The organism is Janibacter sp. CoH_79_TC_3 (assembly GCF_058197955.1).
Genome location: NZ_JBXWIV010000001.1, coordinates 220,008 through 242,792 on the forward strand (window position 1 = coordinate 220,008; position 22,785 = coordinate 242,792).

The 22,785-nt window shown below is 43.1% G+C and carries 17 protein-coding genes; 10 read left to right on the forward strand and 7 right to left on the reverse strand.

The window, feature by feature from the left end:
- Window positions 1-43: 43 nt before the first annotated feature.
- The 5 genes from htpG to ispH all read right to left on the reverse strand — a co-directional run bounded on the left by htpG (window position 44) and on the right by ispH (window position 6,432).
- Window positions 44-2,044: a molecular chaperone HtpG gene (htpG, locus tag AC2FA3_RS00990; protein WP_490507909.1), complete on the reverse strand. Its 2,001-nt coding sequence runs from the start codon at window positions 2,042-2,044 to the stop codon at window positions 44-46.
- A gap of 286 nt (window positions 2,045-2,330) precedes the next feature.
- Complete coding sequence (locus AC2FA3_RS00995) at window positions 2,331-3,863, reverse strand: catalase (RefSeq protein ID WP_490507910.1); 1,533 nt, start codon at window positions 3,861-3,863, stop codon at window positions 2,331-2,333.
- Window positions 3,864-4,289: 426 nt separating this feature from the next.
- A complete protein-coding gene (locus AC2FA3_RS01000; RefSeq protein WP_490507911.1) occupies window positions 4,290-5,105 on the reverse strand; it encodes a thioesterase family protein in 816 nt (271 codons plus the stop codon).
- A gap of 123 nt (window positions 5,106-5,228) precedes the next feature.
- Entirely contained in the window at window positions 5,229-5,474 is a 246-nt protein-coding gene (locus tag AC2FA3_RS01005) for a hypothetical protein (RefSeq protein ID WP_201544655.1), read from the reverse strand.
- A gap of 1 nt (window position 5,475) precedes the next feature.
- Entirely contained in the window at window positions 5,476-6,432 is a 957-nt protein-coding gene (gene ispH, locus AC2FA3_RS01010; protein ID WP_490507912.1) for a 4-hydroxy-3-methylbut-2-enyl diphosphate reductase, read from the reverse strand.
- A 463-nt stretch (window positions 6,433-6,895) separates the two neighbouring features.
- On the opposite strand from ispH, the gene gmk reads away from it, so the two are divergent.
- From gmk to AC2FA3_RS01040, 6 genes are all read left to right on the forward strand, one after another.
- Window positions 6,896-7,522, forward strand: a complete 627-nt coding sequence (gmk, locus tag AC2FA3_RS01015; protein WP_201544653.1) for a guanylate kinase — start codon at window positions 6,896-6,898, stop codon at window positions 7,520-7,522.
- A 221-nt stretch (window positions 7,523-7,743) separates the two neighbouring features.
- Complete coding sequence (gene rpoZ, locus AC2FA3_RS01020) at window positions 7,744-8,004, forward strand: DNA-directed RNA polymerase subunit omega (protein ID WP_201544652.1); 261 nt, start codon at window positions 7,744-7,746, stop codon at window positions 8,002-8,004.
- A 520-nt stretch (window positions 8,005-8,524) separates the two neighbouring features.
- Window positions 8,525-10,714 carry a RelA/SpoT family protein gene (locus tag AC2FA3_RS01025; protein ID WP_490507913.1) on the forward strand — a complete coding sequence of 730 codons (2,190 nt, stop codon included), beginning with the start codon at window positions 8,525-8,527 and terminating at the stop codon, window positions 10,712-10,714.
- 164 nt (window positions 10,715-10,878) lie between these two features.
- Complete coding sequence (locus AC2FA3_RS01030) at window positions 10,879-11,259, forward strand: RidA family protein (RefSeq protein WP_144296647.1); 381 nt, start codon at window positions 10,879-10,881, stop codon at window positions 11,257-11,259.
- Window positions 11,260-11,407: 148 nt separating this feature from the next.
- On the forward strand, window positions 11,408-13,705 hold the full coding sequence (locus AC2FA3_RS01035) for a primosomal protein N' (protein ID WP_490507914.1): 2,298 nt from the start codon (window positions 11,408-11,410) through the stop codon (window positions 13,703-13,705).
- A 212-nt stretch (window positions 13,706-13,917) separates the two neighbouring features.
- Window positions 13,918-15,111, forward strand: coding sequence for a cation diffusion facilitator family transporter (locus AC2FA3_RS01040; RefSeq protein WP_490507915.1), 1,194 nt, complete (start codon window positions 13,918-13,920; stop codon window positions 15,109-15,111).
- 136 nt (window positions 15,112-15,247) lie between these two features.
- Here AC2FA3_RS01040 and AC2FA3_RS01045 read toward each other — a convergent pair whose 3' ends face one another.
- Window positions 15,248-15,541, reverse strand: a complete 294-nt coding sequence (locus tag AC2FA3_RS01045; RefSeq protein WP_490507916.1) for an Asp23/Gls24 family envelope stress response protein — start codon at window positions 15,539-15,541, stop codon at window positions 15,248-15,250.
- Window positions 15,542-15,745: 204 nt separating this feature from the next.
- Here AC2FA3_RS01045 and AC2FA3_RS01050 point away from each other — a divergent pair, with 204 nt between their 5' ends.
- Window positions 15,746-16,450: a hypothetical protein gene (locus tag AC2FA3_RS01050; RefSeq protein WP_490507917.1), complete on the forward strand. Its 705-nt coding sequence runs from the start codon at window positions 15,746-15,748 to the stop codon at window positions 16,448-16,450.
- 95 nt (window positions 16,451-16,545) lie between these two features.
- Entirely contained in the window at window positions 16,546-18,432 is a 1,887-nt protein-coding gene (locus AC2FA3_RS01055) for a monovalent cation:proton antiporter-2 (CPA2) family protein (protein WP_490507918.1), read from the forward strand.
- A gap of 24 nt (window positions 18,433-18,456) precedes the next feature.
- Here AC2FA3_RS01055 and AC2FA3_RS01060 read toward each other — a convergent pair whose 3' ends face one another.
- Entirely contained in the window at window positions 18,457-19,386 is a 930-nt protein-coding gene (locus tag AC2FA3_RS01060) for a DUF2628 domain-containing protein (protein WP_490507919.1), read from the reverse strand.
- A gap of 351 nt (window positions 19,387-19,737) precedes the next feature.
- Between AC2FA3_RS01060 and trmB the strand changes: the two genes are divergently transcribed.
- Together trmB and recA are read left to right on the forward strand one after the other, a co-directional pair.
- On the forward strand, window positions 19,738-20,610 hold the full coding sequence (trmB, locus tag AC2FA3_RS01065; protein ID WP_490507920.1) for a tRNA (guanosine(46)-N7)-methyltransferase TrmB: 873 nt from the start codon (window positions 19,738-19,740) through the stop codon (window positions 20,608-20,610).
- Between the two features lie 1,076 nt (window positions 20,611-21,686).
- Window positions 21,687-22,745, forward strand: coding sequence for a recombinase RecA (recA, locus tag AC2FA3_RS01070; protein ID WP_490507921.1), 1,059 nt, complete (start codon window positions 21,687-21,689; stop codon window positions 22,743-22,745).
- Window positions 22,746-22,785: the final 40 nt, after the last annotated feature.

The window sequence follows — 22,785 nt, forward strand, 5'->3', positions numbered from 1 at the left end:
AGGCCTTAGAATCAAGACCTCCTTTTATATCAAACACTAAACATTATCTCATCAATAGCTCATTGACACGTCTGAGATAAGCAGCGGGGTCTTCTAATTGACCGCCATCTGCTAGCAATGCTTGGTCAAAAATCACTTGTGCAAGCTTCTCAAAATCAGCGTCAGACTGCTCGCTACTCTCAAGCTTTTTAATCAATGGGTGATCAGGGTTGACCTCAAGCGTTGGCTTGCTTTCTGGTACGTCCTGCCCCATTTGCTTAAGCATCTGAATCATTTGTGGTGATAATTCTCCTTCACCAATGACTAGACATGCTGGACTATCAACCAAACGCGTAGATACTTTGACGTCTTTAGCGCGCTCGCCTAATGCCACTTTTAGCTTATCGACTACAGGCTTTAAAGTTTCTTGTGCTTTTTCCGCTTCGGCCTTTTCGACTTCATCCTGCAAGTCGCCCAAATCAACCGCGCCTTTGGCGATATTTTGCAGCGGCGTCTCATCAAATGAGGTTAAGAAGTTCATCGCCCATTCATCAACGCGACTAGTCATTAAGATAACTTCGATACCTTTTTTCTTAAATAGCTCAAGTTGTGGGCTGTTTTTTGCCGCCGCCAAGTTATCAGCCGTTAGATAATAGATGGCTTTTTGACCGTCTTTCATCCGACCTTTATAATCTTCAAAGCTGGTCTCAACTTTATCGTTGGTGCTGGTCGCATAACGCAGCAATTTGGCAATACGCTCTTGGTTGCCCATGTCTTCGCCAAGACCTTCTTTAATAACATCACCAAATTCGCTATAGAACTGGGCAAATTTTTCTTGCTTATCGGTATCTTCGCTGTTGGCAAGGCTTGCAAGCAAGGTCAAGATACGACGGGCGTTACCATCACGAATAGATTTTACATCACGCGATTCTTGTAAAATTTCGCGGCTGACGTTTAGTGGCAAATCGGCTGAATCAATCACCCCTTTGACGAAACGCAGGTACATTGGTAATAATTGTTCAGCTTCGTCCATAATAAAGACACGTTTGACATAAAGCTTTAGACCGTGCTGCTGGTCACGCGTATATAAATCAACTGGTGCTTTTTTAGGAATATAAAGCAGCTGGGTATATTGAACACGGCCTTCGACACGGTTATGCGTCCATGCTAGTGGCGCATCCATATCATAGGTAATGTTTTTGTAGAAATCGACATACTCATCATCTTCAATCTCAGAGGCTGAACGTGTCCATAGCGCGCTGGCCTTATTGATAGTTTCCCATTCGTCCGTTAAGACCATTTGACCATTGGCAGGCGTGTCGCTTCCTTCTTCAACCTCATCTTCTTGCCAAACTTCTTTACGCATCTGAATCGGCAAGCTGATATGGTCTGAGTATTTATTCACCAAACGCTTGATTTTGCCACGGTCTAAGTAGCTGTCTTCGCCTGCTGAATATTCTTCTTTTAGGTGCAAAGTGATAGCGGTGCCACGCGTTTCTTTGGTGATAGGCTCAACGGTAAAGCTACCCGTGCCATCTGATACCCAGCGTACGCCTTTATCCGCAGTCTCGCCGGCTTTGCGTGTTTCGACACTAATCGTGTCAGCAACGATAAAACCTGAATAGAAGCCAACCCCAAATTGGCCGATTAATTGACCGTCTTGTTTTTGCGATTCAGACAATTTATCTAAGAAAGCCTTAGTACCTGACTTAGCAATCGTGCCTAAGTTCTCAATCGCATCGGCTTCATTCATACCGATACCATTATCGGTAAAGGTAATGGTTTTAGCGTCTTCATCGACATTGATACGGATTCTTAACTCACCATCATCTTCATAAAGACTGTCATCATTGGTCGCTTCAAAGCGCAATTTATCGCAGGCGTCAGAGGCGTTTGAGACCAACTCACGCACAAAAATATCGGCGTTAGAATATAGTGAATGCGTCACTAAATGCAGTAGTTGCGCCACTTCTGCTTCAAAGGTATGTTTTTTTAATTTAGGGGTGTCTTTATTAACATTAAGGTTATCAGCATTTTTATTATCCGCTTGGGTTTGTTCACTCATAAAAACTCCTATTATTATTACCAAAACTGCTGTTGCCAGCAAACGTTAATCACAAAATTTCAAATACCAACAGTTTAGTGAATCTGGTTACTGAGACTGCACTATAAATACTGTTAGGCTGCTTATACTAATAGGGGCACGGAAGAAAATTTCAAGCGCAAACAAATCAAACCAGGTTAAAAAAATCATTAGCCATAAAAAACCGCCCTAGTTCCCTAAGGCGGTTTTTTGATATTTAGTTAATAAACTGCTTTTGCTTAAAAATGACTCATTATTAAATTATCAACTATAAGCAGCTGGCCAAATGACGAGCTGGGTCAGACGCGCGAGCTGCCATCGCATCTTCAACCGTTAAGCCTAGTGCTTTGGCGACACCTTCGCCATATACAGGGTCACACCAGTTACAGTTGCGAATATGACGATACTGAATGAAGTCAGGCACACCCGTCAAATTTCTTGCGGTATTTTCAAACAGTACCTGCTTTTGCTCAGCACTCATTAAATTAAAGAGCGCTCGGGGCTGACTGAAATAGTCGCTGTCGTCTTCACGGAAATCATAATGTGCGGCATCACCATTAATCTTTAATGGCGGCTCAGCATATTCAGGCTGCTCTTGCCACTGGCTAAAGCTATTCGGCTCATAATGCGGGCGACCACCGTAGTTGTCATCGACGCGTCCCAAACCATCACGATGATTGCTCATCACTGGGCAACGTGGCTTATTCACTGGAATCTGCTGATGATTGACGCCAACACGATAGCGCTGAGCATCGGCATAATTTACCAAGCGATTTTGTAGCATTTTATCGGGTGATACACTAATACCTGGCACTAAGTTACTCGGAGCAAAGGCGGCTTGCTCAACATCGACAAAGTAGTTATCAGAGTTTTTGTTTAATTCAAACTCACCCACTTCAATCAGCGGATAGTCACCTTTTGGCCACACTTTAGTCAAGTCAAACGGATGATAAGGAACGGTATCCGCTTCAGCTTCTGGCATGATTTGCACATACATTTTCCATTTCGGAAAATCGCCATTTTCGATGGCATTGTACAAATCTTTTTGATGGCTTTCGCGATCCATACCGACCAAATCTGACGCTTCAGCATCGGTTAAGTTTTTGATACCTTGTTGAGTACGGAAATGGAATTTGACCCAAAAACGCTCATTGGCTTCATTCCAAAAGCTGTAGGTATGCGAGCCAAAACCATGCATATGTCTATACGACGCTGGGAGACCGCGATCACTCATCACGATGGTGACCTGATGGAAAGCTTCAGGCAGCAAGGTCCAAAAGTCCCAGTTATTGGTCGCTGAGCGCATATTGGTACGTGGATCACGTTTAACGGCTTTGTTTAAATCCGGAAACTTACGCGGGTCACGTAAGAAGAATACGGGGGTATTGTTGCCGACCATGTCCCAGTTGCCCTCTTCAGTATAAAACTTCAAAGCAAAACCGCGAATATCACGCTCGGCATCAGCCGCGCCACGCTCGCCCGCCACCGTACTAAAGCGCGCAAACATTTCAGTTTGTTTACCGACTTCACTAAAGATAGCAGCACGGGTATATTCGGTAATGTCATTGGTGACGGTAAAGGTACCAAATGCACCAGAACCTTTTGCATGCATACGGCGCTCTGGAATCACTTCGCGAACAAAGTTACCAAGCTTCTCATTTAACCAAATATCTTGTGCCAATAGTGGTCCACGTTTGCCTGCGGTGAGACTATTTTGGTTATCAGCGACTGGTGCACCATTGCTCATGGTTAGCTGGGTTGGTGCATAAGGACATTTTTTATCGCTCATATCGTTGCTCATAGTGATACTCCTTTGAAAACAAACGGATGAAAACACAAAACTTATTCTGAATAAGCTTCTAATAATAGATCTAAAATAGCGGTCAGTTTGTTCGAAAAATAATGATTCTTTTTCATAATAACCTGGCAGTGTAGTGATGTTGTCGTGCTTGTCGACTGATTAGTTACCATTACAACCGATTAGCATTGATTTGTATAATTAATTAACCACATGCTTTTGTTTTATTTTTTAGAACCACTTAGAGTGTTTTTTTATCCAAATGGCTTCATTGCCTAAAGACACTTTTAATAATAGCAGCACGACTAATAATAGCGCGGCACCGCTACTAGCTAAATATCGCAACTTCAAAATGAATGGATTACATTCAATGATAATGAATTGATTCACGCATAATTAAATAGTACTTAATGAAATAGCAGCTAGCTTTTAGCGCGGCATCGGACGGATGGTTAAGATTTGCTCGCTACGACCAAAGGGACCATGGATATCATGCAGCACGGCGCTGGTCAGCCCGATGCCATCAGCACCGTATTGTTGCACGGCCTCAATTCCAAGCCATTTACCTTGCGGCGCACGATGCATATGGATTTGCAAATCCGTATTAGGAAACATCCATTGCAATTCTGATAAGCCAAGTCCCAGCCTTGGTACGACGCCATTGGCGGTATCGACCATACCCAGTAGATGCACCAAGTCATCGGTAGGTACGCCCTCTACCATATCGACATCGTTGGTGATCCATACCATACCACGACCAGGACGACGGTCTGGAGCAGCCACTAAGCGCACGCTTTCGATAAAACCACCCGGCCAACCTTTCATACCTTCCCAACTCGATAACTCTTCAGGCTTATGAATGGATTTTTGGTCTTCAAGTCCGGCAATCTCGCTGGTATCTTGCGTCATCAAGCGCCATGCGCGCGCAATAATCGCATCACGACCACGGCTGCTCATGACCGCTTCAACCAGCTCAATCGTTCTGCCGGGACGAATACAACGGGTGGTAATGGTAAAGTCATCGAGCGGAATCAAGCCTAAAATATCAAGGCTAATACGGGCAATACGCATATTTTCCTGCGGGGCATAACCGTTAATCTCAGCAGTAAGCAAACCTGTCGCTGGTGCCATATGCTGTTCATGCTCATTCCAAGCGCCTTGTGCATGCTTGGTTGGCTGATAATGGGCAACGCTGACACCGTCTTCTTGCTGTTCGCGTTTGATAAAATGATAATAAGCTGACATGAACACCCTTAATCTTTAATCCAATATTTCTTATTGATTTAGTACTTTTGACCGCTGTGATAATTCGGTAGCTTTGTGTTGATAGCTTTATAATGATGATTAAATCTGCCTTGACTTCACCATTTATTTGCTGAGCTCTTGTTTTCTCATCATCAGCAGTGTGCGACTTTTAGCCATTACGAATAGAAAAAAAGCCATGATGGCAATAAGCGCCCCATATAGCAGACTATAATCTCTCATAAACTGCGCGATATTCATAAAAAGCACCAATATCAGTATGACAATGGTGAACATATTGATTTTCAATTGCTTATTAACGTCATCAAGAGAGGCTTCTGCTAAGACAAATTTCTGTTTCTGCTTGTTCATGCTACTTACCTACTTGTGTGACCGGAATGCGTAAAGCTTTCGGCAAACTAAAAGTAACGTTTTCCTCGATACCTGATAGCTCGCTCGGTAAATCACCGCCCCAATCTTGCAACTGCTGCAGCACCTCTTGGATTAATATCTCAGGCGCTGATGCCCCAGCGGTCACACCGACACTCTGTATGCCATCAAACCAACGTCTATCCATCTCGGTGGCATTATCAATCAGATAGGCACGGCAATCCATGCGCTCAGCCAATTCACGCAAGCGATTAGAGTTTGACGAGTTTGGCGAACCAACCACTAAGACCACTTCACAGCGACCGGCTAAATCTTTGACTGCATCTTGGCGATTTTGGGTGGCATAGCAGATATCGTCTTTGCGCGGACCTTGAATGCTAGGGAATTTTTCACGCAGCGCATCAATAACGCGCGCGGTATCATCCATCGATAAGGTTGTTTGGGTAACAAAGGCTAAGTGCTCAGCATTTTGGACACTCAAAGCTTCGACATCGCTTTCATTTTCGACCAAATGAATTTCACCGCCATGGCGACGATTAAAACGCCCCATGGTACCTTCGACTTCAGGATGTCCTGCATGACCAATCAATACCGCATCCATACCGTCTTGGGCAAATTTCGCCACTTCGATATGTACTTTGGTAACCAATGGACAAGTCGCATCAAATACGGTCAAATCACGGCGCTCAGCTTCATCTTCAACGGCTTTTGAGACGCCATGAGCCGAGAAAATAACAATCGAGCCGTCTGGCACTTCATGCAGCTCTTCAACAAAAACTGCACCACGATTGGCCAAATCAGACACCACAAATTTATTATGGACGACTTCATGGCGCACATAAATAGGTGGCTCAAAACGTGTCAATGCTTCGTTCACTATCGCAATCGCGCGATCCACACCAGCACAAAATCCACGTGGATTGGCAAGATAAATTTGCATAATAGGGCCTATCATTAGATAATTTATGGTTAAAGCTCAACGTCAAACTGCTTTACATCAAAACTTGGGATAAAATCAATGCTCTACTTTAGCATAATTTGCTTTTATTGCCTTTGAAAATAGCCATTTTTCAAATTTACCGCACATTGACAAAGCACTTTTTTATGATAAAACAGACAATAAATAAGGCTAAATTATAAAAAGCCCATTCTAATTAAAATAAAAGCCTTAAAAGCAGTTTATAATAAGGCATCTATTAACAATCAATAAAAATCTCTAGCGCCATACTTGATGGCGTTTTTTCTTTTTACCAGTTTTTAGTCATTTACTGAAATAGTTTTGGGTCTTTTATTAGCAATATAGAATAAATTTTGCCAGCTCATATTTTGTTAATAAATGCTTCATTAGAATACATAGCATCAGAGCAGACTCCATTAGAAAACACTTCATTAGGGAATACTGTATGACAGGTTCATTATTTATTATTACTGCCGCCTCGGGTACAGGCAAGACTTCACTGGTAAAGCAATTATTGGCCACTACCAATGACTTGACGGTTAGCGTATCGCACACCACGCGCGCACCGCGTCCAGGTGAGATTGATGGTCATCATTACCATTTTACCGACGTTAATAAGTTTGTCACGGCTATCGGTGAAGGCAAGTTTTTAGAACATGCCGAAGTGTTTGGCAATTATTATGGCACCTCAGAGCAAAGTGTTCGTACGCAACTGGAAGCTGGCGTTGATGTGATCCTAGAGATTGATTGGCAAGGGGCGCTGCAAGTGAAAAAAATCTTCACCGATGCGACGATGATTTTTATCTTGCCGCCAAGTATCGCCACCTTACGTCAACGTCTATCTACGCGCGCGCAAGATACGCTAGAAGTCATCGAGCAGCGTCTGTCTGGTGCAGTCACTGAGATGGCGCAATATGTGCATTTTGATTTTGTCATTATTAATGACAATTTTGAAGTGGCCTTGACTGAGCTAAAAGCCATTATCGTTGCTGACAGACAGACCCTTAAACGCCAACAGCAGCGTTATCATCGCACCATTACCAACTTACTCAATCCTAAAGTAGAAGAGTAGTTGGAAAAACGCTTAAAGGTTAAAGTGGCATTATCCGCCCTCTCATCTAAGTATTGGACGCGTCGCCTTCAATATAACTAGCAGCAGATATAAAAAGCAACCACGCGGCCAAGCAAAAAATGCTATAATGACTAACTATCCCCCTTTTGTATTTTTGATATTATTTTTATTGAGTGGCGGGCAAGCTCCGTGACTAATAAAAACAACCGAGGTAGCTATTTATGGCACGAGTGACGATTGAAGATTGTTTGGATAATGTTGATAATCGCTTTGAGCTGGTATTGGTCGCAAGCAAACGCGCCCGTCAGTTAGCCAAAGGTATCGCTGAACCGTTGGTTGACGTTGATAACGACAAGCCTACTGTGTTGGCATTGCGTGAAATCGCGGCGGGCAAAATTACCCGTGATATTTTAAACCAACCAGATCACAACTTTGCGACAAACTCCTTAGATTTAGCTTTATCAGGCGATCATGGTTTTTAATATCCTTTTATAATCAAGCTTTTTAAAATATCACTTTTAGGTTTTAGTTTGCTTGACCACTTTTCTAAGTGATGACATTTTTGATAAATAATAACCACAGCATAGGCTGTGGTTTTTTGGTTGTAACGCTATTATTATTTATAATACTCGTAAACCTGACAAGAATGAGAATAGCAAACTATAGCACTGTATAAGTATTGAGTATAAATACCGAGCAAAAAGCGAGCAAAAACTAAGCAATGAGCAGTTTTAACGACCGCTTATAGCGAAATTCCTACCATTCAGTGGGAATTTCTTAATTTTTGCATAGCCTACTCGCTTAGCAGTTGACATTGAAGGCGATTTACGATTAATTAGAGGGTGGTCTGCCCATTTTTTGCTTTTAAGCTTTTGTAGCTTAGGTCAGTCAGCATTCATTCAGTCACCATTTACCCAAACAGTCCAGCACCGATAAACTGTCTTGCATCGACAAATCCTCCTGAACTGGCAAATAGGTATTGGAAAATAGGATCGCCGCTTTATGAGTCAAACCTTACCCAAACTCAGTCATCATTTAGTCGATGACGCTCAATATAATCTGCTGCGCTCAGTAGGTTATCTCACTGCGGCTGAACGTAGTGATATTATTGATGCCTGTGAGTTCGGTGATATTGCGCATATCAAAGACAAGCGTAAATCAGGGGAGCCTTATATCACTCATCCGATTGCCGTTGCCGAAATATTGGCAGGTTTTCGCTTGGATCGCGATACCATTATTGCGGCAATTCTCCATGATACGGTCGAAGATACCGAGGTCACGGCGGAGCAGATTGAGCAGCGTTATGGCAAAATAGTGGCAAGACTGGTCGATGGCGTCACCAAATTAAAATCATCAACCCATAATAAACAAGAAAATAAAGCGGCTACATTTCATAAAATCTTGACGGCCACCCTCGCCGACCCGCGTGTACTGATTATCAAACTATCTGACCGCTTGCATAATATGTCGACTTTGGATGCGGTACGTCCTGAAAAACAGCGCACTACCGCACAAGAAACCTTGGATTTTTATGTGCCCTTTGCACGCTTAATGGGTCTCAATGACATTGCCGACTATATCGAAGTGCTTTGTTATCGTAACCTTGATTCTGAAATGTATAACAAGATCTCTGATAAGCTACTACAACATGGGCTTGGGCGTAATTTTCAAAGAGAAGCCATTCATCGTTATTTAAGTATTGTTCTTAATAATCTTGATCTTAATGGCATGGTTAAAGTCTTAGATAATCGCGTCGTTATCTTCCGGCAGTTTTTCCGTAATCGCGGTGAAATCAATGCGTTACTGCGCCACTATGCGTTTGAGATTGTGCTTGATAATATCGAAGCCTGTGACAAGCTTGCTTATTATCTGATTAAAAAATATCAGATTGATGACAGTCATATCGCTGATAATATTCGCCGGCCGCTGCCCGGTGGCAATCAGTCGCTGACCCTTATCTATGAGCGCGATAATGACTTTGTTAAAGTCACCATTTTAACTAAGCAAATGCAGAACGCCGCGAGGCTTGGCGTTATTGGTGCAGAACATGCCTCCGACGTCAGTCAATCGGTCATTCAAGCGTCATTACGTAATATGAAAGACTTGGTCGACGATGAAGACAGTTTAAATGAAGATAGCCCCGACTTTTCAGCGGCGGTCTCCACCATTAATGAGCTTATGGATTATCTGCACTCGAGTAAAATCATCTGCTACAGTCCACAAGGGCGCGCTTATGAGCTACCACAGGGCGCAACCGCGCTAGACTTTGCCTACGCCGTAGGGCCTATGGTCGGCAATGTCGCCGTCGGTGCCAATGTTGATAATAAACACGCAAAACTCGGTACGGTATTGAAAAACGGACAGTTGGTCGAAATTGAAGTCAATAGCCACTCTGAGCCAAAAGCTGAATGGCTAGGCTTTGTAGTCACCAATAAAGCCCGCGTAGAAATTCTACGCTGGTTTAAAGACTTATCTGCCGCCGATAAGCAGCATCATGGCATGCAAGCCTTAGATAGAGCATTAAAAACGTATCAGAAAAGCCTCGATGATTTAAGTGAGAGTGATTGGAAAAACCTCATCGAATGGCGCGGACTGACTGAAAAATCTGCGCTATTTGAACAGATAAGCTCAGGTACGCTCCTGCCACAATTAGTAGTTACGCGTTTGTTTAGCGATGAAGTTTGTGATATTCAATCGCAAGAAAGCGTTGATGATATGACCCAACCGCAGCAACTGATTGTCAATGCCTCAGGCGTCGAGCTTGATTTTGCCAATTGCTGTCACCCCATTTATGGCGACCCTATCGTCGGCCATTTATCCCGTCATGGTTTGGTTGTCCATCGACATAAATGCTTTTCATTAGACGATATCCGTAAAGACAATCCTTATCAGGTTATCCAATTACGCTGGCGCAATGATAAAGCAATTAAGCAGAGCAACTCAGAAGAACATGGTAGTAAAGTTCGTTTCCCCGCTTATCTTAAGCTCTCAATCGCCTTAAGCGATGAGCAAATCAGCGAAGTGATTTATCATTTGCGCCAGTTAAATATCGGGGTTGAAAAGGTCGATGTGCGTAGCAGCGATACTATTATTCATATCGTGGTACGTAGTCGCAATCATTTAGCGCAAGGTATTCGTGAACTCCGCTCGCTACTCGGATTCCCTAATATTATCCGGCTATATCAATTATAAAAGCAGTTAAAATAAATGTTAAAATCTAATCTATATCTTTTATCTATACCTTTTAAACGTTAGGCTTCAGCCTATGTATTTAATTTTAAGCGTTTAACGCAGCCTAAAAGTTATTGCTAACTTTTCAATCAAATAAACATTAAAGAATATCATAAGGATATCATATGACTCGTCAAACTATTCAAACCGATAAAGCTCCAGCCGCCGTTGGCACCTATTCACAAGCAGTAAAAGTGGGTAATACTGTTTATATTTCAGGTCAGTTGGGTTTTGACCCTGATACTATGGAGTTAAAAGAAGGCTTTGAAGCACAAGCGAAGCAAGTATTTGCAAACATCAAAGCCATTTGTGAAGCAGCTGGCGGCAGCTTAAATGATGTGGTCAAATTCAACGTCTCTTTAACCGACTTAAATGACTTTGCGGCGTTAAACGAAGTATTCGTCGCTAACTTAAGCGAGCCATACCCTGCCCGCGCAGCCGTACAAGTCGCCGCGCTACCTAAAGGCGGTGTGGTTGAAATCGAATCTATTATGTATATTGAATAAGACAGCTATTGAGCTTCATTAAGCCCTACTGTTTTACGTGAAATCATAATAAGCTTAGCATCATGCTAGGCTTATTAGTTTCCATCTGTTTATGTTTTCCCTTTTATTGCTATTCCTTATTCATCTGATAAGACTGTGAAGCCCTTTTATGTTGCTACAAGTTGCGCTACCCGTGCCCCTTTATCGGGTATTTGACTATAGCTTGCCGGCAGATATGAGTCCCTTGCCAAATGGCGCTTCACCTCACATACCGCCTATCGGTAGCCGTGTCGAAGTCTCCTTTGGTCGTCAAACCTTAATCGGTATCGTTATTGCTCATATTGCTGCAGCAGATAGCGATGTACCTCTCAATAAGCTTAAATCTATTAATAAATGCTTAGATGCTGAGCCTATTTTGGATGCCAGTATGCTAAAGCTGGCACAGTGGTTGGCGCGTTATTATCACTACCCGCTAGGCGACGTCTTAGCGGTGATGTTGCCAACTCTCGTGCGTCAAGGTAAGCCGCTGGATTTACTGATTACCCATTGGCGAATTTTGCCGCATGTAAGCGACGACGATTTTCGTGCCAATGCAAAAAAGCAGAAGCAACAATTTGATATGCTTAAACTGCATGGCGAACACGGTGCGAGTGAAGATATTTTGCTGTTAGAAGGGATGCAGCGCAGTTTTTTAAAAGCGTTAGAAGAAAAAGGACTTATCGAGCGCTATATTCAAAACAAACAAGCACCTGCTCCTGTCAAATTGGCAACCATGCCACTTGAGCTTAATGAAGAGCAAGAGCTTGCCGTTACCGCGATTATTGCTGCTCATGAAGATAAGCGCTACACGGGATTTTTATTAAACGGTATTACCGGTAGTGGTAAGACCGAAGTCTACTTGCAGGCGATGCAAGCAGTCTTAGAAGCCGGCAAGCAAGTATTGATATTAGTGCCAGAGATTGGACTGACGCCGCAAACACGCGCGCGTTTTGCCAGTCGCTTTGCCGCTCATATTGTCTTGCTACATTCCGGTATGAACAATACCCATCGCTTGCAAGGTTGGCAAGACTGCCGTACCGGTCATGCGCAAATTATCATTGGAACGCGCTCAGCGGTACTATATCCCTTTGCAGATTTGGGCTTAATTGTCGTGGATGAAGCGCATGATGGCTCTTATAAGCAGCAAGATACGTTGCGCTATCATGCCGCCGACGTGGCGCTTTATCGTGGATTACAAGCCAATATCCCTGTCGTACTTGGTACCGCTACCCCGTCTCTTGAGCATTTAAAACTGGTCGATGATGGCAAGCTGGTAGAGTGTCAACTGCAAACTCGCCCCGGTAATGCCAAGCTTGCCAGCATGCAGCTGATTGATGCACGCTTGCAAAGTACCCATCAACAAACGACGGACGAAGGCGCACGCTATGATACCGGTCTGACTGATGCGCTGATTGGCGCAATACGGCAAACGCTAGAAGCGGGCGATCAAGTATTAATATTTTTAAATCGCCGTGGCTATGCGCCAGTTTTGCTATGCGAAGCTTGCGGCTGGCAAGCAGATTGTCCACGCTGTGACGCGCATTTAACGGTTCATTATAATAGCAAATCGCAATCTAATTCCTATTCAAGCAGCTCATATTTAAAATGCCACCACTGCGATTGGCAAGCTTATATTCCAACGGTTTGCTCTGATTGTGGCAGTCAAAATTTGGATGCCAAAGGAATGGGTACTACAAGGCTTAGCGAAAACCTGCATGCTATCTTTGCCAATCCGCAAACCAGTAAAGCGCTGTACCCCATTATCCAAATCGATCGCGATACCACCAGACGTAAAGACAGCTGGGAAAATATCTATCAGCGTATCAATGAAGGCAAGCCTGCCATCTTAGTCGGTACGCAAATGGTCGCCAAAGGTCATCATTTCCCTAATGTTACCTTGGTTTGTTTACCCAATGCTGATCGTGGTTTTTTATCCGCCGATTTCCGCTCGCCAGAGCATACCGCACAATTAATGATTCAAGTAGCAGGACGTGCCGGTCGCGGTGATAAATCGGGGCGCGTACTGATTCAAACGCTGCAACCCGATAATGAGCTGTTATTAAAATTGGTAAAAGATGGTTATCTGTCATTTGCTCGCGAGCTATTGCAAGAACGTAAAATGATGGGCTTGCCACCGCATAGTTATGCTGCCCTCATACGCTGTGAAGGCAAGACTCTCGCCGCCACGACGCAAGCGCTTAAAGATGCGATTGCTATTTTACCAAACGGGCATAATCTTGCTGTCCTCGGTCCTATCGATGCGCCGATGAGTAAAAAGAACAGTCGCTACCATGTGCAATTGCTGCTGTTAGGCAAAGACAGACAGCAATTGCATCGAGTATTAAATCATTGGTGGCAACCCGTCCTTGCTCTGCCAAGCGCCAAATATCTTAAGCTGACCTTGGATATTGATCCTGTTGGCTGGTAACTTCCAACTATTACTCTTTATAAGCCCAACTACTCCTCTATAACTCGCCGTTACTAAAGAACGCTATTCAAAATAGGTCATTCATCGTTTACCGCCTAGATACAGCAAGCATTTATTAAATGTGCTAAATTCTTTATATCTTTCTTGTTTGTATACAGCAAGCACGGCTTTATAAACCATCCATTTCACCTTTTATCATCCTGAGTGTTGTTATGAATCAAAACCATCCAAATCCTGAAAAACATGACCATTCTCATGAGAATGCTGCGGTTGATAACCATAAGCACGGTCAAAAGGATGCAGAAGGTCATTATACTAAAGACAGTTATACTGATGACAATCAAGACAATCACGACCACGATGAACACCTAGAACAGACGGTTGCACCACGCGATACCAAAGGCTATCAGCGTACTTTGTTGTTTAGTTTTATCATTATTACTATCTATATGTTTGTCGAAGCCATCGGCGGCTGGCTCACTGGTAGTTTGGCGCTACTGTCTGATGCTGGTCATATGCTCAGTGACGCGGTGGCCCTTGGCGCGACGTTAATGGCATTTAAAATTGGTGAAAAAGCAGCCACCCATCAAAAAACCTTTGGTTATAAACGCTTTGAGATTTTAGTGGCGACGGTCAATGGTGCGACGTTGGTTATTATTGCCATCATGATTTTTTATGAGGCAATTAAGCGCTTCAATTCGCCGCCTGAGATTGCGACCCAAGGCATGCTTATCGTTGCCACCATTGGTATGTTGGTCAACATTTTGGTCGCTTGGCTGATGCACCGTGGCAGTCGTGGCACAGATGCACATGGTCACAGTCATGCAGGCAGTAACAAGGATAGTCAAGGAAAAAATGAGGGTAAAGCACCGGTCAACCTGAATATGCAAAGTGCTTATTTGCATGTATTAAGTGACTTAATGGGTTCGGTTGCCGCTATCGTTGCCGCGCTTTTGATGATGAGCTTCGGCTGGGTTTGGGCGGATGCGGCGGCCTCGGTAATTGTCGCCATATTGATTTTGTTTAGTGGTTACCGCGTCGTCCGTGATTCGGTACATATCTTGATGGAAGGCACACCAGAGGGAATATCACTGGTGGAGGTCGAGGACAAACTGCTTACCCATCCGCAAGTGCGACAAGTCCATGACCTGCATGTTTGGAGTATCACCAGTGGTCTCAACGCCCTATCTTGCCATGTGGTCGTTGATGGTGAAATGAGCATTTATGAATCCAGTATCTTGATTACCAATTTAGAGAAAAGCCTCCTTGAACTTGATATTCACCACGCGACCATTCAGGTTGAAAGCTTAGCGCACCCACAAACCAAGACCCATAGCGATGCCTTAGTTTGTGATATCTCACAGCATGCTGTCGAGGGCAATAACCATATTGGTCACAACCATTAAGCATATGGCATTAACAATAAAGTATGAATCATCAGACATTAAAACCAAATGTTAAAACGCTATCCTTCATGCAATTATCAATTAAGACGTCGCCTATTTGGTTGTCAGTTATGAGCGACGTTTTATCAATTAACTCTTAACTCTTTATAAAGTGCTGGCCATAACGCAGTACCAGCCAAATTATCCAAAGTGCTGTTATTAGCCAAATACCTAATCCCAACCCTAAGAACGTCATGCGAATCCAAAAATCTAGCGCGCCATCCATAATGTTTGGCAGATAAGCAGGTCCCATATTGGAAGCAAGCAACAACCAAAACCCAAATAACAGCGCCAGTCCTGCACAGATAATCCTTAAGATTATTTTGCCAAAATTTATTAATAAGCTGCGCCAGTCATTATGATTGGGAGAATATTTTGAGCCATTATTCACAAAAATAGCTCTTAATAAAGAAACTTAAAAAAGATAATTAAAAATGTCTAATTTTAAATAAGCTTATATCACGCGGGTTTTTATCATTGTAATGGGATGTTAAAAAATCATGGGAAATTTTGCCGCGTCGCCATATCTTTCATCTAAATTCTGTATACTTAAGGCTTAAAACTCTTATTCATAACCAATTGATGACCTTCTGCCATGTCGAGACGCTCAGCTCCTTTCGTTGCTCCAAGCTACATTGATGACCCTATCTCAAGCGAGGGTAAAAAACATGCCAAAGCATTACTATCAACGTTGCAAGAAGATATTGCCAGCTTTCGAGATGAGCAGTTTCCGCCTGATATTTTGCGTCAAATTCGTGATATGCCGATTTATGAAGGTAATTTAGCCGAAGTCCAAGCCTATCAGCAGCGTTGGCATAATCTGCTTGAGCGCGCTATGGCGTTTTATCCGGCGGCTAATCTACCGCCCGATTATCTGCCGCTACCAGCCAGCCTTGAGATACCGCAATTTATCTATCATGTGCAAAGGCTACATCTGACCAAGACCCGGGCTAAAGAATCCAAAAGCTTTGGGTCGATCGGTGCGCTTACTGATAAATGTGGCAATTACAGCGCTGATGAAATTGCGCGTATGAGCGCCGTATTTGATAATGATGATGAGGCGCGTTTGGTAGCACATCGTGAATTTATCGATTTGCGCGCGTATGTATTTTGCCGTGATAACAAAGGTGAGATGCTAGAGCCTGAGCGCGTGCGCTTTTATCGCACTGGGCTTATCGTTCATGCCCTGCCCGATTTTAAAATTGTCGATAGCCGCCAGACTCCGCGTAAGCGCCGTAACGATGCTTATAGCAATGCGCTGGCAGATAATGGGGTGTGGAAGATTTATCGTAAAAATTAAACCTGCAAAAATGTTTTTGCTTATTGGCCTACCTTTTTTTACTGAAGCTTACCTTGTTTTACTGCTTATTTTATCTTTACTGCTAAGGATTCCAGATGCTCGCTGCCGCCGCCGGCTCACCAAATTTAATGTTACAAGCTACGATTTTCTTGGGAGCAGCGCTGCTGTTTGTACCACTGGGCAAGCGTTTCGGTATTGCGACGGTGTTAGGGTATTTGATTACTGGTCTGATATTAGGCCCCAGTGGTTTAGATGTCGCAGGCGATGCGGAAAGCTTATTACATTTTTCTGAGTTCGGCGTGGTCATGCTGTTGTTCATCATTGGCCTTGAGCTGCAACCCTCGCGCTTATGGGCACTGCGGCGTTCAATATTTGTCCTTGGTGGCTTACAAGTTGGTTTGACTGGTACGCTATTAATGTGGCTGTTGCACCAGTTTTTTGCCTTGCCGCTCGATACCGCTTTTATCGTTGGTTTCGGTCTTGCACTGTCATCGACTGCTTTTGTGCTGCAAATCCTGACGGAAAAACAGCAGCTTTCTAGTACTCATGGCCGCGAAGCCTTTACGATTTTATTATTCCAAGATATTGCTGTTATTCCTTTGTTAGCGGTCATTCCGTTTTTGTCAGGGGTACGCCAACAAAGCTACGATTTGATTTATTTTGGTAAGGTTTTCGCGGTTTTTGCCGGGCTTATCTTTGCCAGCCGCTACATCATCCGACCTTTCTTTAAATTTGTGGCATCTAGTGGCGCATCAGAACTCTTAACCGCCGTCGCCCTATTTATCGTCATGGGCGTGTCTATTTTGATGGGGCAAATTGGTCTATCGATGGCATTGGGTGCATTTTTAACTGGGGTTTTGTTAGCGGATTCTGAGTATCGTCACGAATTGGAAGCCAGTATCGAGCCATTTAAAGGGCTACTACTAGGACTGTTCTTTATGTCGGTCGGTATGCTCACCGATGTCAAACTCATCTTAGCAAAGCCTATTTTTATCATCGGCTGTGCTATGGCGTTGATGATGATTAAATTTGGTGTTATTACCGCTATTGCAAAAGTATCTGGTAATCGCTGGCCGACCAGTATTCGATTGGGCGTCACCCTTGCGCAAGGTGGTGAATTTGCCTTTGTGTTATTCAGTGTGGCGACAGCGCAGAATGTCTTGCTCCCTGAACTCGCTAATACGCTAAACCTTATCGTCACCATATCCATGGCACTCACGCCACTGGCATTTTTACTATTAGAAAAAATCGGTGAGCCACTATTTGCTAAAAGCAAACCAAGCCGCGAATACGATACGATTCCCGACGATGAGCATCAGGTGATTATTGCCGGTTTTGGGCGTGTCGGTCAGATTATCGGTCGGGTACTGCGTATGCATAATATCGAATTTACGGCGATTGAGCGCTCGGCAAATCGTGTCGATTTCGTGCGTAAATTTGGTAACCAAGTCTATTATGGCGATCCAAAAAACCCTGAGATACTACGCGCCGCTGGTATCAAAAAAGCACGCGTCTTTATTCTCGCCATTGACGATGTGGAGCGCTCTATTACTACCGCTCAATATTTGCGTAAAAACTATCCCGATATGATTGTCTTAGCGCGCGCCCGTGACCGCCAGCATTATTACCGTTTACGTGAAGTCGGTGTACGTCATATTTGGCGTGAGACCTATTTATCGTCTTTAGATATGTCGCGTGAATCGCTACAGCTACTCGGTATCTCACCGGAAAAAGCGCGCGAAACCGTCCAAACCTTCCGTGATTATGACGACGACTTGATTGAACGCCAGCAAGCGATTTATGACGATGAAGCCAGTATGATTGAATCGGCACAATCAGCCATAGCGGAGCTTGAGAGTTTATTTGATGAAGATATCGATAAAGCCCGCAAAATGGATTTAAGCGATTTTTATGACGCGCTAAAAAGCCAATCAACACCCGCCGATGGAAAAGATGATCTGACTGCTGACTCTAAAAACTAACCACTATTTACTTTTAATAATCAATTAATCTTCAATACAGCTTTGAGGCGCTTGTCTTTTATTTAGCGAGGTCATACAGCGCCAATTATCGCTATCGGGCACATGATAAAAAACCAGCGTCTGCTCATTTAAATAACGTAATGGAAACTTAACGTTTTGAATGGTGGCAATGACTGCGCAATCGGTGTTTGCCACGCCCGCAGCTTTGGTATCGACAGCAATATTTACTTGCTGCGTGCCCATATCTAAAGGCAGATTAAGTGGACACTGCCCAGTTTGCCGATACGTCAGCGCCACACGATTTTGTGCTGTTTTAGCGGTATCGTAGGTGTCAAACAACACTTCATTTTCTTTGGGCTTAGCGACAATGGGTAAAAACTGCACCTTTATTACCATTAACGCAAAAGCAAAAAATCCAAAGCCTAAGCCTAAGCCAAATAAGCTGACCCCGCCTTCTTTTTGCAAGTGTGCTTTTTGCGCTGCTTCATCGCGCGGATAATCATTGATAGCATCAGCAATCTCGCGCCGTGCCATGCGGTAATAATAAGCGTCCGTCCAGCGTGCGACCATAAATGACCAAAATAGCCAAATCAGCGCCGCAATAGCGATACGTATGCCTATTTGATAAGTATCGGTAATATACGGCATCGCGACAAACTCAACCGCCACCAATACCAGCGCCACATTAAGCTGGATAAATGACCAGCCTGCGACGCTATAAACAATCGCATCCATATAACGCTTACGATACAGCAGCCAAGGAAAAGTGACAAAAAACGCCGCCCAGTGCCATTTTGGCGACAGATAACCTTGCTTATCAAACTCCTCAAAGCGTTTAAGATAATACGACTGGCTACGCTGACTGATAAACCATTTATCTAACTGCTGACGCTTTTCAGGCGTGAGCTGTTCTTGATAAAATGGGGGCGGCGAATCCGTCTCGATAAATAACATAATAGTAAGCCTTACTTGTTATTAAGTAGGAATTTTAACGCAATGATTCTTATGAGATATTTTTTATGCAATTTTTTTCATTAAAAGATTTTTACTAAATGGCTATGTTTAAAAATTACTTTTAAATATCACTTATTATATGATAACGCCAAAAGCCCTCCGTAGAAAACCCATATATATGAAACCTGACTATAGAAAAAATAGATTTCTGGCATTGCATTTCATAGAAAAGCCATAGGAATAGATGAAAGTTATGGCAGACTCGCTAAAATTGGATTGTGCGTTCACAGTGGTCACGATTTCACTTATAATGAGGCAAATTTACCCACTTAATTAAGCCCTGTTAATCCTATGAGTCAACATCCTAATATCAATGACCACATCAATGGTGCTAATACCACTGATGAGCAAAACCCTAATAACAGTAACATTATGAACCCTGCAACTCAGGCTACAACTGATACTGCCACTAGCATGAATACAGATGCTAGCAGCCAGACTGACCCTACAGAGGGTAAACACATTCGTATCGTTAATACCTTTATGAAACGCCGTACGCATATGAATAAAAATGCGGAACTGGCACTAACTGCGCCAGAGTTTGCGCATTACCTAGTCAATAACAGTTTCGGTGATGGCAATCTTGATGGCATTGATGATTTGCGAGCGCTATTCGCAGATAGCTCTAACGGCAGTGACGCGCCGCTTACGGTAGAGATTGGTTTTGGCTTGGGTGATTCATTTATCGAGATGGCTGCTGCGGAGCCGACGCGCAATTTCGTTGGTGTCGAAGTCCATGAGCCAGGTATCGGTAAATGTGCTTATATGGCAGGTACGCAAGGTTTAACCAACGTTAAAATCATTAACGGTGATGCTATCCAATTACTTAAGCAGTTACCAGAAAACCATATCGATCGTATCCAGCTTTACTTCCCTGACCCGTGGCAAAAAAAGCGCCATTATAAACGCCGTTTTGTTAGCCCTGAGCGCATGGCGATTGTCACGCGCAGCTTAAAGCAAGGCGGCTGGTTCCATACGGCGACTGACTGGGAGCATTATGCCTTTTGGATGGTTGAAGTACTGGATGGTTTTGTAGGCCTGACCAATCAAGCAGGCGCAGGTAATTTCACTGACCGTCCTGACTTTCGTCCAATGACCAAGTTTGAGCGCCGAGGGTTAGAGCGCGGACATGGCGTTTGGGATTTAATCTATATTAAAGACTGATATCGATAGCATTACCCTAGCGATGTTGCTATATAGCGGCTAAGATACTAATAATGTACTTAGCCGCTTTTTTGTGGCTGAATACCTATCCCGCCCTACTTTATCTGTTGATATATAAGGCTTCGCACGCTGTGCTAGCTACTTTTAAATCATTAATGCCTTTAAATGCGAGCTCTATACCCGCCAGCCATATGTGAAACATAGGCATTAGACGGTAATTTTATCCCTAAATTTAAAGTTGCAAAAACAGAAATAGTCTATATTTGGCTTGCAGGCGATATTCTATATCTGCGCAAACATTGGTAGTACAAGGGCTTCATGAGTTCTCCCCATAAGCTGTGGATAACCCTGTGCATAAGTCACCACTTGACAAGCATTTTACTAGGTAGCTTAAAGGGTTAGGTAAAATCGTTCATTTTTTGTACAATTTTTAAAGCTATGTAAATCAACAACTTAAATTGTATTTGAAAGAAAAATAATATATTTTTAATATTTTTCAAATTAATTTCATCGCTAAGGATGTTTCACAGTCGCCAAATAAAAATGTTTTTTTATTGTGGACAACTCGTAAATCTATTGACAAATAAGCCTATTATAAAGTTCGAAACTAAGAGAAAAACCAAGCTTATTTTATGAGTATTCTTATAAAACACCATACGACACTCACTGTCGTTTAGCTTCTTAGCACCGTCAATATTGGCCTTGGATTTTGTTATAATAGCCTTATCTAATCAACAGTGATATAAAATAGGATAGCTTAAAAAGCACGTGAAAAGCACGTGCTAACTAAGCTTACTGCTATTATTATGCTCATTTAATAGCAAAAATTATGAACTTTTTTTTGCTTTTCTCATTATTGAATTTTACTGTATAGTAGGGTGATATATTCGATATCACCGTCTTCAACCTAATATCTCTAACCACTTCGACTTTGTTTAAAAATATCTCTTACTACTGTTTGAGTCTGTAAGCTAACCCATTGAGCAAAGCGTCTGTGATGGATAGTTCTAAATAACCAGTACATTTATTAGCCTTACTCATTATTTACACTTATTATTAATAACAAGGAGTCCTATATGGACGAAAATAAAGCCAAAGCTCTCAAAGCCGCACTTGGTCAAATCGAAAAGCAGTTTGGTAAAAACACCATCATGCACCTAGGCGATGACTCAGCTATTATGGATGTGGATGTGGTATCAACAGGCTCATTGGGTTTAGATATTGCGCTTGGGATTGGCGGTTTACCAAAAGGTCGTATCGTTGAGATTTACGGTCCAGAAAGCTCGGGTAAAACGACCATGACCTTACAAGCAATTGCAGAATGCCAAAAGCAAGGCGGTGTCTGTGCCTTTATCGATGCTGAGCATGCACTAGATCCAGTTTATGCGCGCAAGCTTGGCGTGAACACTGATGACCTACTACTTTCTCAGCCTGACAACGGTGAGCAAGCGCTTGAGATTACCGATATGTTGGTACGCTCAGGGGCAGTTGATATGATTGTCATTGATTCCGTGGCTGCGTTGACGCCGCGCGCGGAGATTGAGGGTGAGATGGGCGACTCACATATGGGTCTGCAAGCACGTTTGATGAGCCAAGCTTTGCGTAAAATTACTGGTAACGCCAAACGCTCAAATTGTATGGTGGTATTTATTAACCAAATCCGTATGAAAATTGGTGTGATGTTCGGTAGCCCTGAGACCACGACTGGTGGTAACGCACTTAAGTTCTACGCCTCAGTACGTATGGATATCCGCCGTATCGGTGCAGTAAAAAATGGTGATGAAATTATCGGTAATCAAACTCGTGTCAAGGTTATTAAAAACAAGATGGCGCCTCCATTTCGTCAAGCAGAGTTTGAAATCACTTATGGTGAAGGTACCAACCACTTAGCCGAAGTGATTGACTTGGGTGTTGAGATTGGTGCCGTAGGTAAAGCAGGCTCTTGGTATAGCTATGGCGATGAAAAAATCGGCCAAGGTAAAGCCAATTCGGTACTGTTCCTAAAAGAAAACCCTGCGATTGCACAAGAAATCGAAGCCAAAATCCGTGATGAAAAACTTGGATCCAAAAAAGAAGCCAAAGCCACAGATACTAATGAAGCCGATGTAGAACTTGCTTCTGAACCTGTTCAATAACAGCTTCATTATTCACCGTTATCAATGATCATGACTTGTT

Excerpts from the sequence above, each read along its gene's own strand:
- htpG (WP_490507909.1), bottom strand. The coding sequence starts at position 2,044 with ATGAGTGAACAAACCCAAGCGGATAATAAAAATGCTGATAACCTTAAT.
- AC2FA3_RS00995 (WP_490507910.1), bottom strand. The coding sequence starts at position 3,863 with ATGAGCAACGATATGAGCGATAAAAAATGTCCTTATGCACCAACCCAG.
- AC2FA3_RS01000 (WP_490507911.1), bottom strand. The coding sequence starts at position 5,105 with ATGTCAGCTTATTATCATTTTATCAAACGCGAACAGCAAGAAGACGGT.
- AC2FA3_RS01005 (WP_201544655.1), bottom strand. The coding sequence starts at position 5,474 with ATGAACAAGCAGAAACAGAAATTTGTCTTAGCAGAAGCCTCTCTTGAT.
- ispH (WP_490507912.1), bottom strand. The coding sequence starts at position 6,432 with ATGCAAATTTATCTTGCCAATCCACGTGGATTTTGTGCTGGTGTGGAT.
- gmk (WP_201544653.1), top strand. The coding sequence starts at position 6,896 with ATGACAGGTTCATTATTTATTATTACTGCCGCCTCGGGTACAGGCAAG.
- rpoZ (WP_201544652.1), top strand. The coding sequence starts at position 7,744 with ATGGCACGAGTGACGATTGAAGATTGTTTGGATAATGTTGATAATCGC.
- AC2FA3_RS01025 (WP_490507913.1), top strand. The coding sequence starts at position 8,525 with ATGAGTCAAACCTTACCCAAACTCAGTCATCATTTAGTCGATGACGCT.
- AC2FA3_RS01030 (WP_144296647.1), top strand. The coding sequence starts at position 10,879 with ATGACTCGTCAAACTATTCAAACCGATAAAGCTCCAGCCGCCGTTGGC.
- AC2FA3_RS01035 (WP_490507914.1), top strand. The coding sequence starts at position 11,408 with ATGTTGCTACAAGTTGCGCTACCCGTGCCCCTTTATCGGGTATTTGAC.
- AC2FA3_RS01040 (WP_490507915.1), top strand. The coding sequence starts at position 13,918 with ATGAATCAAAACCATCCAAATCCTGAAAAACATGACCATTCTCATGAG.
- AC2FA3_RS01050 (WP_490507917.1), top strand. The coding sequence starts at position 15,746 with ATGTCGAGACGCTCAGCTCCTTTCGTTGCTCCAAGCTACATTGATGAC.
- AC2FA3_RS01055 (WP_490507918.1), top strand. The coding sequence starts at position 16,546 with ATGCTCGCTGCCGCCGCCGGCTCACCAAATTTAATGTTACAAGCTACG.
- AC2FA3_RS01060 (WP_490507919.1), bottom strand. The coding sequence starts at position 19,386 with ATGTTATTTATCGAGACGGATTCGCCGCCCCCATTTTATCAAGAACAG.
- trmB (WP_490507920.1), top strand. The coding sequence starts at position 19,738 with ATGAGTCAACATCCTAATATCAATGACCACATCAATGGTGCTAATACC.
- recA (WP_490507921.1), top strand. The coding sequence starts at position 21,687 with ATGGACGAAAATAAAGCCAAAGCTCTCAAAGCCGCACTTGGTCAAATC.